Origin of the sequence: Corynebacterium sp. (assembly GCF_030532325.1) — a bacterium.
Taxonomy (GTDB): domain Bacteria; phylum Actinomycetota; class Actinomycetes; order Mycobacteriales; family Mycobacteriaceae; genus Corynebacterium.
Genome location: NZ_JAUNLS010000003.1, coordinates 181,917 through 197,292 on the forward strand (window position 1 = coordinate 181,917; position 15,376 = coordinate 197,292).

A 15,376-nucleotide genomic window follows, 5' to 3' on the forward strand; every position below is an offset into this window, starting at 1 on the left:
CTTTAGACACTGGCGGACTCCTTCACAATAGAAATGAGCGCCTCTACGACCTCGTCGCGGGTCATCTCCGAGGTATCGACGATGACGGCGTCCTCCGCCGGGCGCAGCGGCGAGGTGGCGCGGGAGGAATCGGCGGCATCGCGGCGTTCGACGTCGGCCAGCACGGTGTCGAAGTCTGACTCGATGCCGGCGGCCACGTTCTGATCGTGGCGGCGCTGCGCGCGGACCTCGGCGGAGGCGGTCATGTAGGCCTTCGCGGGGGCGTCGACAAGCACGACGGTGCCGATGTCGCGGCCCTCGACCACGGCGCGGTGCGCGTCAGCGGCCAGTTTGCGCTGCAGCTCCACCAGGTTGCGGCGCACCTCCGGGATGGCGGAGACCGCGGAGACGTTGCGGGTGACCTCGTCCTCGCGGATAACACGGGAGACGTCCTCGCCGCCGAGCAGGACCTGCGTGGAATCCGGATCGTCGGAGACCTCCAGGGGCAGGTCGGCGGTGGCCGCGATGACGGCCTCGGTATCGGCGGGATCCACCCCGGCACGCAGCACCGCCAGAGTGGCCACGCGGTACATAGCGCCAGTGTCCACGTACTTGGCGTCCAGGCGCTTGGCCAGCGCACGGCAGGTCGTGGACTTGCCGGTTCCAGAGGGGCCGTCGACGGCCAGGATGAGCCCACCTTCGGGCATGTTTGAAATCGTCATTACATCTCCACCGCCTTGAAGAGGCTGGTCAATTCGGAATCATTGAGTGCGCGCATGCTGCCGGGCTTCATATCGCCCAGCTGCACCGTGTGGAGCTTGGTGCGCACCAGGCGCTGGACCGGGTAGCCGGCCTCCTTGAGCATGCGGCGCACGATGTGCTTGCGTCCCTCATGCAGCTCCACGCGCACCAGGGAGTAGCCCTGGTTCTTGTCCACGATCTGTGCGTAGTCGGCCTTGGCGAGGCCATCATCGAGCTCAATGCCCTCGCGCAGCTGACGCACGAGCTTGTTGTCGCCCTCGCCCAGCACGGTGGCTAGATAGGTCTTCTTGATCTCGTACTTCGGGTGCATGAGGCGGTTAGCCAGCTCGCCATCGTTGGTGAGCATGAGCAGCCCCTCCGTATCGGCATCAAGGCGGCCCACGTGGAAGAGGCGCTGGCCGGCGGCCACCTGCTCCGCAACGACGTCGCCCACGCAGGGCCGACCCATCTCATCGGACATGGTGGACTGCATGCCGCGGGGCTTGTTGAGGATGAAGTAGCGGTTCTCCTCAGATACGTTGACGCGCACGCCATCGACGCGGATGACGTCCTCGTTGGGGTTGACGCGCACGCCCTGGCGGGAAACAACCTTGCCGTTGACCTCGACGCGGCCGGCCTCGATGAGGATCTCCGAGTGGCGGCGGGAGGCCACTCCGGCCTTGGCCAGAACCTTTTGCAGGCGCTCCCCTTGCTGGGAGCCGCCGGGCGCGGAGTCATCGAGCAACCAATCGGCGCCGAGGTCGCGGGCCACGGAGTCTGCGGTGGCCTTGGGCTTGGACTTGGTGCGGTCTTTGCTGACGTGCTGACGGCGGGCCGGCTTGGCGTTGGACAGCAGCATGTCGCTGTCGCGGCGTTTCTTTTCCGGTGTGCCGTCACGGCGAGCGGGTGGGGTCACGAGATGTGTCCTCTCAGTAGAAGTATGAAATTGATGTCTATTCCGGCCAGATCCTACCCCAGATCAGTAGTCCTCGTCGATTTGCTCGACGTCGGGAAGCAGCGGCGCCAAATCCGGCAGGCGCTCGAGGGAATCGATGCCCAGAAGCTCGAGGAAAAGCTCCGTGGTCTCGTACTGGTGCGCCAGCCCCTCGGTGCCCTCCAGCTCCCGGATGAGCCCGCGCACCGCCAGAGTGCGCATGACGCCGTCGACGTTGACGCCGCGCACCGCGGCCACCTGGGCGCGGGTCACCGGCTGGCGGTAGGCCACCACGGCGAGCGTTTCCAGGGCAGCGCGCGACAGTTTGGTCTGTGAACCGTCGAGCAGGAACTGCTCCACCGCGTCGGCGTTATCTTTGCGCGTGTAGAAGCGCCAGCCCTCGGCGGTTTCCCGCAGCTCGATGCCGGAACCGCGCTGATCCAGCTCGCGCTGCAGCACGCGCAACTGATCGCTGACCACCGAGGCCTCGGCGTCCACGGCGCGGGCGATGGCCTCCACGCTGGCGGGGGCTTCGATGACCAGGAGGATCGACTCGATGCGCGAACGCAACTGCGAAATCAGGGGCAAGTCCATGCCAGACACACTAGTCCCAGTTGGCCGCGGCGACGACGGCTGGGTCCACGTCCAGCCCGGTCCAGGACAGCTCCAGCGGCCCCAGCGATTCCTCCTGCTGAGCGTCCACGGCGCGGGCCTTGTACAGCTCCAGGAGCGCGAGGAAGCGGCCGACGACCTCCATGCTCACCGTGCAATCCCGCGTCAGCGACTCAAAGCTCAGCCACTGGCCCTGCCCCATGAGCTTGAGCGTAGCCAGAATCTTGCCGGCCTGCTCCGGCACGGAGACCGCCACCTGGTGCACGTGGCCGGTGGCCACCTCCTCCGGGGGCTTGGGGCGAAAAACGCCCGCGGCGAGCTCCGCGAAGCTAGCCGGGGTGTGCCCCAGGCTCACCGGCGGGAGCAGATCCACGAATTGCTGCTCCATGGAGACCGCGCGCGGGTAGCTGCGGCGGGCCTCGCGCTGCCAACGGGCGAACTGGTCAGCGACCTGCTTGTAGGCGCGGTACTGCAGCAGGCGGGCGAAGAGAAGATCGCGGGTCTCCAACAGCTCAAGGTCCTCGAGGTCCTCCACCTCCCCGCGTGGCAGCAGCCGAGCCGCCTTGAGGTCCAGCAGCGTAGCGGCAATAAGCAGGAACTCCGTGATCTCATCCAAGTCCTGTGACTCCCCCAGCTGCCGGGTATAGGCCACGAACTCATCGGTGACCTCGGACAACGCCACCTCAGTGACATCGAGCTTCTTGGACTGGATGAGCTGCAGCAGAAGGTCGAAGGGTCCCTCGAAGTTGCCCAGGGCGATGCGAAAGCCGGTGATCTCCGGCTGCGTGCCGGTTTCAGGGTGTTGTGTGTGCGCCATAACAGCTGAAAAAGTCCGTCCTCGGTGCCGCCGGAGAAGCCCCCGGCGAGTACCGGCTAGCCCTGGGAGCGCTCGATGACTTCCTTGGCCAGATCACGATACTGGGCGGCCGCCTGCGAGTTCGGCGCCCAGGTGGTGATGGGCTCGCCGGCCACGGAGGTCTCCGGGAAGCGCACCGTGCGGGTGATGACGGTGTCAAAGACCCTTTCCCCGAAGTACTCCACCACGCGGTCCATCACCTCCCGGGCGTGCTTGGTGCGGCGGTCAAACATGGTGACCAGAATTCCCATGACTTCCAGGTCAAAGTTGATGCGGTCGGAGACCTTCTCCACGGTGTCCGTGAGCAGCGCCAGGCCGCGCAGGGAGAAGAACTCGCACTCCATAGGGATGATGACGCCCTGGGAGCAAGCCAGCGCGTTGACGGTAAGCAGGCCCAGCGAAGGCTGGCAGTCAATGATGATGAAGTCATAGTCCTTGCGCACCGGGCGCAGCGCGCGGGCCAGAGTGTGCTCGCGGCCGACCTCATTGACTAGCTGGATCTCCGCAGCGGAGAGATCAATGTTGGCGGGGACCAGATCCAGTCCAGGCACAGCCGTTGACGTGATGGCCGAGTGAATGGAGACCTGGCTGTCCAGCATGACGTCATAGATCGTGTCACCGATCTGATCGTGGGTCAGCCCCAGCCCCGCGGAGAGTGCGCCCTGCGGGTCCAGATCCACCAGCAGCACCTTGCGGCCGTATTCGGCCAGGCAGGCCCCCATGTTGATGGTTGAGGTGGTTTTGCCCACTCCGCCCTTCTGGTTGCACATGGAAATGATGGTGGCGGGTCCATGCTTTTCCAGCGGAGCTGGCTCCGGCAGCTCACGGAGCGGACGACCAGTCAGCCCTACCTGCGGCTCAGGGGCGGCAAATAGTCCCTCGTCGCTCACTATCACACCTGCTTCCTTCTGTGCCTTGTACACACTATCGCGTGCGATTATTACACCGTTGTCATTACTTAGAGTACCTGCTTGCCTGTGCCCACAACCATTAGGCAGCCAGATCAACTCTTGCGCCTTGACCACCATGCGGCGAGCGCCGCGCCAATTACGGCAAGGACGCCACCGGCGAGCAACCATACCCAGGTGGAATCCTGCTGCTTTTCCTCGCCGTCGCCGCCCTGCGCCTGCGCGCCGAGCTGCTGCTCAGCAGGAACGTCCTGGCTGCCCGGGCGGTGGGGATCAGTCAAGGTCACCACCAGGACCGCCTCCTGGGTGTCCTTCTTCACCAGCTGCAGGATGAAGGGATTATCCGGCTCCTGCCCCTCCGGGTAGCGCAGGGTCAGGGTGCGCGAGGCCTTGTCCACCGAGCGCTCGACGCCCTGGATGAACTCGCCCTGCGCGTTGAGGTAGCGCAGCGTCACGCCCTCGTGGTCCATGGCCTTGAAGCGGTTATACAGATCCAGCGCCTGGCGCAGGCCCAGCTGCGCCGAGATGGCATTGCCTTCCGTGGTGGCCTCCAGGTTGAGGAACTCGGTGGCCGAGGTATCCACCCCGTCCCAGCCGGCGCCGCTGCGCGCCCCCGGTGCGGCCTCCCCCGCGCCCGGCTGGCCGGCGTTGGGCACGTCTCCGCCCGGTTCTTCGCCGCCTGGCTGCCCGGCACCGGGTTGTCCAGGCTCAGGGTTTTCGGCACCAGAGTCCCCAGCGCCTTCCTGTCCGCCCAAGAATTCCTCGCCCTGCGTGACAACATCCTCGGCGGTGGTGTCCGCATCCGCAATAAGGGTCAGCTGGGCGCTCATCCCCTGGTAGCTCACCGGCACGGTGATCTGGCCGCCCTCGGCCGGCGCGGTCACCGTGGCGCTTCCCCCGGAGGCAGTGACACTCCAGCCCTCGGCAGCAAAGTTCACCTCCACCGGCACCGGCAGGCTCACGGTGGTGGTCTGCCCCGTTGGGACGGTAAAGGAGGCGTCCATGCCGCCATCCTGCGCGTGGGCCACAGCCACGTTAAGGGGGTCAACGCTGCCGCCCAGCATCCCCGTGAGGACCCCCAGCACTGCCAGTACACCGCAGGCGGTCGCGGCGGCGCGGCTCACCGTTGTCTTCTCAACCGGGGTGGGCGCGGGGATAGCAGCGCCGCGGGATGCGGCATGGGCAGGCAAAGTCACGGTTATGGCTTCCTTCTTCAGTCTGGTTCGGGCGCATGCGCGCGGTGGACGCGGCGAGGATGCTTCTCGGTGCTAGGCACGCGGGTGCGCGGTGCGCCAGACCTCACGCAGAGAATCGTTTGAGACATGAGTATAAATCTGTGTCGTCGTCACCGAAGAATGCCCCAGCAGCTCCTGAACCGTGCGCACGTCCGCGCCGCCTTCCAGCAGGTGAGTGGCAAAAGAGTGACGCAGGGTGTGCGGGGAAATCGAGGTATCCAGCTCAGCGCGCTGCGCCGCAGTCTTCAGCGCCGCCCAGGCGCTTTGCCGCGAGAGTGCCCCGCCGCGGGTGTTAAGAAAGAGCGCGTGGCTCTTGCCCTGGGAAAGCACCGGCCGGGCGCGGACCAGATAGGCCTGAAGGGCCTTAGTGGCCTGCGTGCCCACCGGCACCAGACGCTCCTTGTCGCCCTTGCCGCGCAGTTTGAGGATGCCCTCGTTATCCGTCACATCATCCACGCTGAGCCCGATGACCTCGGAAATACGAGCACCAGTGCCGTAGAGCAGCTCCAAGAGCGCTCGATCTCGCAGATCGATAGGCGTGGCGCTTTCATCCTGCGGAATCGACTCGATGAGGCGCGTGACTTCCTCCACCGTCAGGGTCTCCGGTAGGTGTTGCGCCGTCTTGGGAGGCGAGACCTCCGCGGCCACGTCGGCGTCGATCAGCCCCTCCGAAACCGCAAACTTGTGCAGCCCACGAGCGACGATCAGCGCCCTGCTAGCCGAGGACTCCGCCATCCGCCCCCGCAAATCCACCAGGTAGCGTTCCACGTGCTGCCGCTCCACGCCCCGGAGATCCTCAATGCCGGCCTCGCCCAGCCACTCGATGTAGCGGCGTAGATCGCGGCGATAGTTGCTCAGCGTGTTCTTCGAGGCGCCCTTCTCCACCGCAAGGTGGTTGAGCCAGGTCTGGGCGAGGGATTCCAGCGGCGTGCCCGCCCGATGATGCGGCTCCACCTTAGCTCAGTGCCTTCAGATCGGGGCCCGGGCGGCGGGCGGCCATCGACTGCGGGCGCAGGTCAAAGGGGGCGTCCACTGGGCGCGGGCGGCGGCCACCGCGCACGCAGGCGTAGGCGGCGAGGATTCCGGTGGCGGCAATTGAGTTGGCGATCTCCCCCGAGATCACGCGGTCGACGGCCTCGTCGAGGCCAACCCATGCAAAGCCCATGTCTGCTTCCTCGTCGCCCTCGGCATCGAGACGCTCGACCTCGCTGAGATCCTGGGCCAGGAAGATGCGCACCGCCTCCTCGCAAAAGCCCGGGGAGGTGACAATATCAGCCAGCACCGACCACTGCCCCGCGGCAAGGCCGGCTTCCTCCTGCAGCTCGCGCTGGGCGCCGAGCAGCTCGGACTCGCCCTGGACGTCGAGCAGGCCCGCGGGCAGCTCCCACAGGCGGCGGTCCACGCTGCGACGGTACTGGTGCACCATCGCCACGCGCTCGTGGGCATCAAGAGCCACGATGGCCACGGCGCCGAAGTGCTCCACCACCTCGCGCATGGCTGTACTGCCACCAGGCATGACCACCTCGTCGCGGCGCACGGCGATGATGGGGGCGTCGAGAAGCAGCTCGCTGCTCACGGTGCGGAACTCGTGCGCGCCCTTCTCCGGCTGGGTGCTCTCGTTGTGCGTCATCAGAGGTCCTTCGGCAGCGCCGGTGCGGCAGCCTTCGCGCTGGCGGCCGAGCCGTAGGCGCCCGAACCGCCGTCGAGCTGCTCCTTGACGGCCATGACCGCGGCCATCTGCGAGGTAGCGCGGTTGATGGAGTCCACCGTGGAAATGCTGCTGTCCTCTTCACGCAGCTTGCCGATGACCCTGTCCTCCGCGGCCGTCTCCACGCGGCCGGCAAAGACGGTGCTCTTGCCCACGGAATCAAAGCCCTCGAGGAACTTGAGCATGGAATCGCTGAAGTAGCCGTCCAGGCCCTTGCCACCCACCACAACAACTGCCTGGGCGGGCAGGATAGTGCCGTCCTCGTAGTCGATGAACTTCGCGTCCCGCAGAGTCTGCAGGAGTGCTGCGCGGTCCTTGGTCGAGGCCAGCTCCTCCGTACTCTCCGGATCCAGCATGAGCGCCGAGGCCAGCGCCTGCCCGGAGTGCGTGCCCGCGTCCACCTTCTTCGGATCCAGCGTCGCCCCGGCCGGCAGTGCGCTGGTAACCAGGGAGAGCAGCTTATCGGCAGATTCCTGGCGGAAGAACTCGTCGCTCAAGGTGATGGTGCCGGCATTAACGGAATCGGCGGACTTGAGCAGCTTCTGCACCTGCCCGACCTCAAAGTCATCGGCCTCCCCGGTGGCGATGACCAGCACCGGGCGCTGGGCCAGCGAGCCATCCACGACGTAGGGCGCGAGGTCGCGCACCACGGAATCCGCCGAGCCCACCTGTGCCTCGGTGATCTGCTGGTCCTGCACCAGCGAGCGGTACTCCTGGCGCAGCTCCTCGTTGGCGCTGGTGGAACCGCCGCCGGACATGTTCGGCGCGATGACGAGCGCGCCCAGTGCGATGCCGATGGCCGCACCGAAACCGAGGCCCGCTCCCAGAAGGGAATTACCCTTAGCCATTACTTAAACCACCCCTGCACGCTCAGCGCGAAGTTGTTCCACGTATCGATGAGGTTCTGTCCGAAGGACTCACTGCCGCCCAAGCCGACGATGAGCACCACCACGGCCAGCGCCACGAGCACGCCCAGCAGCGCCCACAGCCAGCCCAGGCCCGCGCCCGCGGGAGCGGTGTACAGGTCGATGACAGAGTCCGCATCCACCAGGCGGGTTCCCGCCTTCAGCCTGGTCAGCATGGCCGCCGGGGTGGCGTGCTCCTTGTTGGCAAAAATATCGTCCAGATCCACGGCGCCGCCCACCTGCACGATGATCTGCGCACCGTGGTAGTCCGCCAGCAGCAACGCGAGGTCGGTGGCCGAGTCCGTCGCCGCCGGGAAGGTCATCGCACCAATTCCCAAGTCCTGAATGCGCTCCAAGCCCTCCGCGGTGCCGTCCGGATCCGCGGGCAGGATGACCCGCGCACCGCCGCGCAGCGTCTCCGAGCTGATGTCGGAGGGGTTGCCCACGATGAAGTCCGGCTTGTAGCCCATCTCCACCAGGGAATCGGCGGCGGCGTCGACGCCGATGATCACCGGCTCGTACTCGCGGATGAAGTTGCGCAGCAGCTTGATCTTGGCGCGGTGATCCTCGGCCGGGGAGACCACGAGCACCTTGCGCCCGGCCATCTCGCTGCCGGAGTCCGGCACGCCGAGGCCGTCGATCAGCAGCGGGCCCTCGGAGTGGATGAATTCGATGGAGTTCCCGAAGTACGCCTCCATGTGGTCGATGAGCTCGCGCTGCGCGGCGGAGAAGTTCTCCTCGGCCTTCTCGCGGGTCACCGGGGTGGCGTTAGCCACCAGGCTGTCGCCGACAAAGACCTCGCCCTCCTCGGTAATGCGGGACTTCTTACCGTCCTTGAAGTTGCTCACAAAGTCCTCGCCCACGCCCTCGAGCAGGGTGACATCGGCGTCGAGAAGCATGTGCGGGCCGTAGTTGGGGATGGAGCCGGTGCTAAATTCCGCGACGTTGATGACGGCGGCAGGCTTGAGGTCCACCAGCGTTTGGGCCTCCTGGCGGGAGATATTCGCGGCGTTGATCACCGCGAAGTCGCCGGCGGAGAACTTCTTCATGCCTTTGCCGCCGGGCGTGCAATCGCGCAAGACGCCGTGCTCGCCGGGCAGGTCGGAGTTTCGGGAAAACAGACTCATGCGCCACATTCTCCCCCGTCACCGGCTCAAAGTGTGGAAGGCGCGCGGAACTTTTCCACTTCTGACTGTGCGCGATCAAAGAGTTCCTGAGCGTGCGCGCGGCCGGTATCCGTGCCGTCCAGACCAGCGAGCATGCGGGCGAGCTCCTCCACCCGCTCCTCGGCGCTGAGGTTGGACACGCCCGAGGTGAACTTCTCCTTAGAGACGTGCAGGTGGGTATCCGCAAACGCCGCCACCTGGGGCAGGTGGGTCACACAGATCACCTGGTGAGAGGTAGCCAGCCGCGCTAGACGACGCCCAATCTCCACCGCCGCACGCCCGCCCACGCCGGCGTCAACCTCGTCGAAGACCAGCGTGCTGCCATCCCCGCTGGCCAGCACAACCTCCATGGCAAGCATGACGCGCGAAAGCTCGCCGCCCGAGGCCGCGCTGGCCAAAGGCTTGCCGTTGAGCTGAAACTCCACGGCATCGGCGCCAGTCTTGGAGTACTTTGCGGAGCTCACCACCACGTCAAGCTGCGCGTGCGGCATGGCCAGGCCGTGGATTTCCTCGGTGACCTTCTCCCCCAGCTTCGCCGCCGCCGTAGTGCGCGCCTGCGTGAGCTTCTTGGCCTTGGCCACCATCTCCTTTTCAGCGGCCATGACCTGCTTCTTCAGCTCTTCCAGCGCCTCCGAGGAGGTATCCAGCGAGGCCAGCCGCGTCTCCGCGTCCTCGCGCCAGGCCAACACGCCGTCGATATCCGCGGCGTACTTGCGGGTCAGCTGCTTGAGCTCCTGCTGGCGCAGCAGGGATTTCTCCAGCAGGGAGGGATCCGCCGGCAAGGCCTCCAGGTAGGAGCCGAGCTCCGCAGCGATATCGGAGAGCTGCGCGGAGACCTCCGCCAGGCGCTCCCCCAGCGCCGCGAGCTCTTTGTCGCTGCTGCCGAGCACCGCCGACTCCGCCCGGCCCACCAGGCTGGTGGCGGAGTCCTCCGAGTCGTAGTCCTCGGCGCCATTGAGCGCCACCAACGCGGCGGCCGCGGCCTCTCGCAGCCCGTCGACGTCCTGCAAGCGCTGGATGAGCGTGACCAGCTCGGCGTCCTCCCCGGGCTCCGGGGCGGCCTCCGTGATCTCGTTGATAGCAAACTGCAGGCGGTCCACCTCCTGCGCCATCTCCCTGCGGGACTCAGTCCGCCGCTTATAGTCCTTGGCCAGCTCCCGCCAGCTGCGAAACGCCACGGCGTAATCCTCGCGCAGCTTCTCGATGCCCTGCTCGCTGCGATCCAGCGCCGCCAACTGCTGCTCGGGGGCGAGCAGCCGGAGCTGATCGTTTTGCCCGTGCACGGTGATAAGGTGCTCGGCAAAGCTGCCCAACACCGAGGCCGGCACCGAGCGCCCGCCCAGGTAGGCGCGGGAGCGTCCGGCGGCGCTCACCGTGCGGGAGGCGATGTACTCGCCGTTTTCATCCGGCTCGCCTCCCACGGACTCCACCAGCTCGGCCACCGCCGGCGAGGAGCTGAGAAAACGACCCTCCACCGCGGCCTTCTGTGCGCCGTCGCGCACCCGGGAGGCGTCGGAACGCGCACCCGCGAGCAGGCGAAGCCCGGTGACCACCATGGTTTTGCCCGCGCCGGTCTCACCGGTGAGCACTGTCAAGCCCTCGGAGAGCTCCGCGGAGGAACTCTGGATAACACCCAAATCTTCGATATGGATCTCCACCAGCATGGCCTACTCCTTCCTAACGCTGCGGCCCGCGCCAGCCTTCCACCGGCAAGCGCAGCTTGGACACGAGGCGGTCAGTAAAAGGCTGATTGTCCAGGCGCACCCAACGCACAGGACGCTCGCCGCGCACAATCTCCACACGGGAGCCCGCCGGCATGGGCATCTCCCGGAAGCCGTCGAGCACCACCACCGAGGGCGTGGTCGAGGACGCTGACTCCACCGCCACCTTGGAATCCGGGGAGACCACCAGCGGCTTGGTAAACAGCGCGTGCGCGTTGTTGGGCACCACGAGGATCGCGTCGAGTGAGGGCCACAGCACCGGCCCGCCCGCGGAGAAGGCGTAGGCGGTAGAACCCGTCGGGGTGGAGACCAAAACGCCATCGCAGCCGAAGGAGGACACCGGGCGGCCATCGACCTCGAGGAAGGCATCCAGCACCCCGGAGCGGTTGATCTTCTCAATGGAGGCCTCATTGAGCGCCCAGTTGGTGGCGCTGAGCGTGCCGTCTTGGTCGAAAACCCGGACGTCGATAGTCAGGCGGTCCTCCACCTCGTAGGAGCGATCGATGACGCGCACGAGGGCGCGGTCCAGGGATTCCGCCTCCCACTCGGCCAAAAAGCCCACGTGGCCCAGATTGATGCCCAGCACAGGGACGTCGACGGCGCGGGCCATGTCCGCCGCGCGCAAAAAGGTGCCGTCTCCGCCGAGCACGAGTACCAGCTCGCACCCGGCTGCCGCCTCCGGGGTGTGCTCCACGTGGCGCAGCTCCGGCAGCACTCGGTGGGCGGCACAGACGCGCACGGTAATGCCTGCTTCTTGCAGAAGCTCGGCAGCACGCCACGTCGCCGACAGGTTCTCCTGACGGCTGGCGTGCGGAACCAAAAGGATCTCCCGTTCCGGAATTCCCTCTGTGTGTGCGGGCTGAGTCACTGAGGCCCCTCCTCGATTGCTCGACGAACCATCTCCTCTAGCGTAGCCTGCGGCGTGGACAAGCCATCCTTGACTAGCCACAAGAAGTACTCCACGTTGCCACTCGGCCCCGGCAGCGGGGAGGCCGCCACGCCATGCAGGCTCAGCCCCAAGGTCTGGGCAAACTCGGCGACATCCCGAGTGACCTCAAAGCGCAACTCCGGCGAGCGCACCACCCCACCTGCGCCGATGCGTTCCTTGCCCACCTCGAACTGCGGCTTGACCATGGGCAGCAGCCACGCGCCCTCGCTCATGCACTCGACGATGGCCGGCAGCACCAGCTTCAGCGAGATGAAGGAGAGGTCTCCCACCATGGCGTCGCAAGGCCCGCCGGTGATGTCCAGCGTGAGGTTGCGAATGTTGGTGCGGTCGAGCACCGTCACCCGCTCATCGTTTTGCAGCCGCCACAGCAGCTGCCCGTAGCCCACGTCCACCGCAAGCACCTCAGCTGCCCCGCGGCGCAGGCACACGTCAGTAAAACCGCCCGTGGAGGCACCGGCATCGAGCACCCTGCGCCCGGTGAGATCGACGTCGAAAGCCTCCAGCGCGCCGAGCAGCTTGTGCGCGCCGCGCGAAGCCCAGTCATCGCCCGCGGACTTAGCCACCTTGATGGAGACCTCAGGCTCCACGATCGTGGCCGGTTTGCGCGCGACGAAGCCGCCGACGGTGACCCGCCCTGCCTTAATCATTTCCACTGCTTGTTCCCGTGAGCGCGCAATCTTGCGGCGTACGAGCTCTGCATCTAGACGACGCCTCTGTGGTGCCATTAGTTCTCCTGCAACACGTCGCGCAACACAGCGTGCGCCTTGTCTAGCTGCGCGGCTTCCTCCGCCAGCGACGCCACAGGTTCCGAAAGGATCTCGTTGACCTGGGCGTCGACCTCCTCAGGGGTGGGGACCGCACGGGGATCGTGAGGTTTTACCGCCATGTGGACACTGCCCTTTCGGCGGCCTCGCTGCGCGGCTGGATGTAGCGCGGCGGTTCGGGGGCGGCCCAGGCCACCTCCAGAACGGTGCGCAGCGCCTGGATCGACGTGGACTTCGCGTGCCCGCCCTGCAGGATGATGTCGTAGCCGTCGAAACGCGCGGTGAAGTCACCCTGCGGGCCCGGGCGGGCCTCAGCCTCAGAGAGCGAGAGCTCGTGGAAGCCCGCGCCAATGAAGTTGGGGCGGTTTTCCATGGGCGCTTCGATGAGCTCCAGCTCGCCGGACACACCCGTAAGCACGTGGAAGGTATCCATTGCGGCGTTGTTGCCGCCGGCGATGTCCGTATCCAGGCGGTCGCCGACCGCCAACGGGCGCTTCGAGTTCACGCGCTTAGCGGCGTAGGCGAACATCGCCGGCTCGGGCTTTCCAGCGGAAATAGGCTCAACGCCTGTGGCGGAGACCACCGCTGCGACCAAGGAACCGTTGCCCACGGCGAAACCGCGCTCGGTGGGCAGCGAGGTATCCAGGTTGGAGGCGTAGTACTTCGCGCCGCGGTTGATTGCCAAGGCGGCCTCGGACAGCTCCACCCAGCCGACAGACTTGTGCATGCCCTGGAAAACCAGCGCCGGCTCGTCGTCAGCGCTGCCGACGACGTCGAAGCCCGCCTCGCGGGCGAGAGTGCGAAAGGAATCCGCGCCGACCACCAGCGCCTTAGTGCCAGCCGGGAAGTCGCGCGCCGCCAGACGCAAGATAGCCTGCGCGGAGGTCAACACGCGGTCGGTGTCCGTCTCCAGGCCGATCTCGGTGAGCATGCGCGCCACGGTCTGCGGGCTGCGCGAAGCGTTGTTGGTCACGTACACAGCGGGAATGCCGCAGGAGTTTATGACGTCAACAACGCACTGCAAAGCCTGGCCGCCCTCCCACACGGTACCGTCAAGATCAAGCAGTAGCGAGTCATGGGACTTGAGAATATTCACTATTCACACTCCGCTACACGCTCAGCGGCATCGGTCCACTCGCCCTCATCGATGGCCTGGGCATGCAGGAACCACTCCTTGGCCTCGTCCTTGCGCCCGGCTTCGAGCAGGGCGTTGCCGTAGGCGTAGGACAGGCGGCACGCGCTCATGCCGGTGTCTTCCTTGTTGGGGTTGGCCCGCTGAATGGTCACCACCGCGGACTCAGCTTGGCCCAAGTCAAGGCGCGCGCCAGCCACCACGATGGCCAGCTCGATGACGTCCTCCGGGGCCAGTTCCTTGGCTTCCTCACTGCGGCCTAGCTCAATAGCCTTTTCCGGGCGGCCAAGACCGCGCTCGCAGTCCGCCATCACGGCCAGCAAACCTGGGCCACCAGAAATACGGCGGGCGGCACGCAGCTCCGAGAGGGCTTCCTTCCACTCTCCCGCGCGATAAGCGGCAATGCCATTGACCTCGCGCGCAACAGAGACGCGGCCAGCGCGGCTCTTCGCGGCACGGGCGTGGCGCAGCGCCAGCTGCGGATCATCCTCCATCCACGTGGCGGCCATAATCATATGCTTGGCGACGGCCTCCCCATTCTCCTTCGACAGCGACTTCAGGTCCTGCAGAACAGAGGGGTCGAGGTCCTCGATGTCGATGTCGGAGGGAAGATCGGGATCAGCCATGCGCTGGTTGATGCGCTCTTCGCGATAACCGGAGCGCTGCGGGTGGGCGATCTTCCTACGAGAGTTCTTCTTGCTCCCGCGTCCGCGATCGTAGCGCTCGGCGCGGCCCTTGCCGCTTCCGCGCCTTGCCGCGCGATTTCCGCGGCCGTCGTTGTTGTCTTCGCGGCGCCCACCGCGTCCCTCGAACTTTTTGCCGCCGGGACGGCCGCCCTTGGAGCGGCGCTCGGAGGACTCGCGATTGTGCTCGCCTCCACCGGTGGAATTAGTGTCAGACATTGAAGTCATACTCTTTCTGCATGAGAAGTGAGCGTGTGTACTGCCTCAGTGTACAGTCAGAATTCGCAGTCCACACGAACAGGACAGACTGATCACCATACGCATAATCAAAAGAATTTCCAACTCACCACTGGGCGCACGCCGGCCTGAGCAATCAGCGCATGTACCCAGCAATCGCGGCCGTTGTTCACACCGCTTCGCCGTTGATGGTGCGCGGGCGTTGATGGTACGCGCACGTCCCGTCTCTAACAGGCGAGCGCATATATGCCTTCATGGTGTAAATCGAGCTTTTCCGTTTTCAGTACAGCCCCATTAAGCGTCTCCAGGCCGCCACGGCAGTTTCCTCCTGCTCTTTGCTTCCCCGCCCATTTTGGGGTGGTGTCTGCGGCCCCCTACCCAGGACTTGACCGTCCCCGGGTCTCCGCTTGCACCGGCTGCTTACTCCCAGCTTCAATAAGACCACCGTTATCGCCCCGAACTGGGCGGCTGATTGAAGCTGGGAGATTTACCGGGCCCGTCTCGGTTTCTACGGTCTCCCAGCTTCAATAAGACCCCCATTATCGCCCCGAACTAGGCGGCTAATTGAGGCTGGGAGATTTACCGGGCCCGTCTCGGTTTCTACGTTCTCCCAGCTTCAATAAGGCCACCGATACCACCCCGATCTGGGCGGCTTGTTGAAGCTGGGAGCCGTGCCGGGATGGTTGTGTGGTAGCACCCAGCCCCGACACATGTGTGTGGGTAAAACCATGAGAAGGGCCCACCTGGCTTTCCGCACGCTTTGGTGCGGGCCTGGCGGGCCCCTTTTTTTCGGTATTGAGTTGTGTGTTTTGTTTGGTGTCGGCGGTAACCTACTCTCCCACAACC

At 65.8% G+C, this 15,376-nt stretch carries 16 protein-coding genes; all 16 read right to left on the bottom strand.

Annotated elements, in window-relative coordinates; genetic code table 11:
* Positions 1-2: 2 nt before the first annotated feature.
* Positions 3-701, bottom strand: a complete 699-nt coding sequence (gene cmk / locus Q4E25_RS03180) for a (d)CMP kinase (RefSeq protein ID WP_303153941.1) — start codon at positions 699-701, stop codon at positions 3-5.
* Positions 701-1,636, bottom strand: coding sequence for a pseudouridine synthase (locus Q4E25_RS03185; RefSeq protein ID WP_303153943.1), 936 nt, complete (start codon positions 1,634-1,636; stop codon positions 701-703). The genes cmk and Q4E25_RS03185 overlap by 1 nt, the downstream gene beginning before the upstream one ends.
* Positions 1,637-1,699: 63 nt before the next feature.
* A complete protein-coding gene (gene scpB, locus Q4E25_RS03190) occupies positions 1,700-2,248 on the bottom strand; it encodes an SMC-Scp complex subunit ScpB (protein ID WP_303153946.1) in 549 nt (182 codons plus the stop codon).
* 10 nt (positions 2,249-2,258) lie between these two features.
* The gene (locus Q4E25_RS03195; protein WP_303153948.1) at positions 2,259-3,083 is read right to left on the bottom strand and encodes a ScpA family protein; all 825 of its coding nucleotides are present in this window, start codon (positions 3,081-3,083) and stop codon (positions 2,259-2,261) included.
* A gap of 56 nt (positions 3,084-3,139) precedes the next feature.
* On the bottom strand, positions 3,140-4,012 hold the full coding sequence (locus tag Q4E25_RS03200; RefSeq protein ID WP_303153994.1) for a ParA family protein: 873 nt from the start codon (positions 4,010-4,012) through the stop codon (positions 3,140-3,142).
* Positions 4,013-4,125: 113 nt separating this feature from the next.
* Positions 4,126-5,226 (bottom strand): hypothetical protein, encoded by a 1,101-nt coding sequence (locus tag Q4E25_RS03205; protein ID WP_303153951.1) that lies wholly within the window; start codon positions 5,224-5,226, stop codon positions 4,126-4,128.
* Positions 5,227-5,298: 72 nt separating this feature from the next.
* On the bottom strand, positions 5,299-6,219 hold the full coding sequence (xerD, locus tag Q4E25_RS03210) for a site-specific tyrosine recombinase XerD (RefSeq protein ID WP_303153953.1): 921 nt from the start codon (positions 6,217-6,219) through the stop codon (positions 5,299-5,301).
* A 1-nt stretch (position 6,220) separates the two neighbouring features.
* The gene (locus tag Q4E25_RS03215; protein WP_303153956.1) at positions 6,221-6,895 is read right to left on the bottom strand and encodes an NUDIX hydrolase; all 675 of its coding nucleotides are present in this window, start codon (positions 6,893-6,895) and stop codon (positions 6,221-6,223) included.
* Positions 6,895-7,821 carry a copper transporter gene (locus Q4E25_RS03220; protein WP_303153959.1) on the bottom strand — a complete coding sequence of 309 codons (927 nt, stop codon included), beginning with the start codon at positions 7,819-7,821 and terminating at the stop codon, positions 6,895-6,897. Before Q4E25_RS03220 ends, Q4E25_RS03215 begins: the two co-directional genes overlap by 1 nt.
* Entirely contained in the window at positions 7,821-9,005 is a 1,185-nt protein-coding gene (steA, locus tag Q4E25_RS03225) for a putative cytokinetic ring protein SteA (RefSeq protein ID WP_303153960.1), read from the bottom strand. The genes Q4E25_RS03220 and steA overlap by 1 nt, the downstream gene beginning before the upstream one ends.
* A gap of 26 nt (positions 9,006-9,031) precedes the next feature.
* Positions 9,032-10,708: a DNA repair protein RecN gene (gene recN, locus Q4E25_RS03230; protein WP_303153961.1), complete on the bottom strand. Its 1,677-nt coding sequence runs from the start codon at positions 10,706-10,708 to the stop codon at positions 9,032-9,034.
* Between the two features lie 13 nt (positions 10,709-10,721).
* On the bottom strand, positions 10,722-11,633 hold the full coding sequence (locus Q4E25_RS03235) for an NAD kinase (RefSeq protein ID WP_303153964.1): 912 nt from the start codon (positions 11,631-11,633) through the stop codon (positions 10,722-10,724).
* A complete protein-coding gene (locus Q4E25_RS03240; RefSeq protein WP_303153966.1) occupies positions 11,630-12,439 on the bottom strand; it encodes a TlyA family RNA methyltransferase in 810 nt (269 codons plus the stop codon). Before Q4E25_RS03240 ends, Q4E25_RS03235 begins: the two co-directional genes overlap by 4 nt.
* Positions 12,439-12,600, bottom strand: coding sequence for a hypothetical protein (locus tag Q4E25_RS03245; RefSeq protein ID WP_303153967.1), 162 nt, complete (start codon positions 12,598-12,600; stop codon positions 12,439-12,441). Before Q4E25_RS03245 ends, Q4E25_RS03240 begins: the two co-directional genes overlap by 1 nt.
* Positions 12,591-13,574 (bottom strand): HAD-IIA family hydrolase, encoded by a 984-nt coding sequence (locus Q4E25_RS03250; RefSeq protein WP_303153969.1) that lies wholly within the window; start codon positions 13,572-13,574, stop codon positions 12,591-12,593. Before Q4E25_RS03250 ends, Q4E25_RS03245 begins: the two co-directional genes overlap by 10 nt.
* Positions 13,574-14,512 carry a tetratricopeptide repeat protein gene (locus tag Q4E25_RS03255; RefSeq protein WP_303153971.1) on the bottom strand — a complete coding sequence of 313 codons (939 nt, stop codon included), beginning with the start codon at positions 14,510-14,512 and terminating at the stop codon, positions 13,574-13,576. Before Q4E25_RS03255 ends, Q4E25_RS03250 begins: the two co-directional genes overlap by 1 nt.
* Between the last annotated feature and the right edge of the window lie 864 nt (positions 14,513-15,376).

What these genes read in the sequence shown, in the direction of transcription:
- recN (WP_303153961.1), bottom strand. Translation starts at nt 10,708, where the DNA reads ATGCTGGTGGAGATCCATATCGAAGATTTGGGTGTTATCCAGAGTTCC.
- Q4E25_RS03240 (WP_303153966.1), bottom strand. Translation starts at nt 12,439, where the DNA reads ATGGCACCACAGAGGCGTCGTCTAGATGCAGAGCTCGTACGCCGCAAG.
- Q4E25_RS03195 (WP_303153948.1), bottom strand. Translation starts at nt 3,083, where the DNA reads ATGGCGCACACACAACACCCTGAAACCGGCACGCAGCCGGAGATCACC.
- steA (WP_303153960.1), bottom strand. Translation starts at nt 9,005, where the DNA reads ATGAGTCTGTTTTCCCGAAACTCCGACCTGCCCGGCGAGCACGGCGTC.
- cmk (WP_303153941.1), bottom strand. Translation starts at nt 701, where the DNA reads ATGACGATTTCAAACATGCCCGAAGGTGGGCTCATCCTGGCCGTCGAC.
- Q4E25_RS03215 (WP_303153956.1), bottom strand. Translation starts at nt 6,895, where the DNA reads ATGACGCACAACGAGAGCACCCAGCCGGAGAAGGGCGCGCACGAGTTC.
- Q4E25_RS03245 (WP_303153967.1), bottom strand. Translation starts at nt 12,600, where the DNA reads ATGGCGGTAAAACCTCACGATCCCCGTGCGGTCCCCACCCCTGAGGAG.
- scpB (WP_303153946.1), bottom strand. Translation starts at nt 2,248, where the DNA reads ATGGACTTGCCCCTGATTTCGCAGTTGCGTTCGCGCATCGAGTCGATC.
- Q4E25_RS03255 (WP_303153971.1), bottom strand. Translation starts at nt 14,512, where the DNA reads ATGTCTGACACTAATTCCACCGGTGGAGGCGAGCACAATCGCGAGTCC.
- Q4E25_RS03220 (WP_303153959.1), bottom strand. Translation starts at nt 7,821, where the DNA reads ATGGCTAAGGGTAATTCCCTTCTGGGAGCGGGCCTCGGTTTCGGTGCG.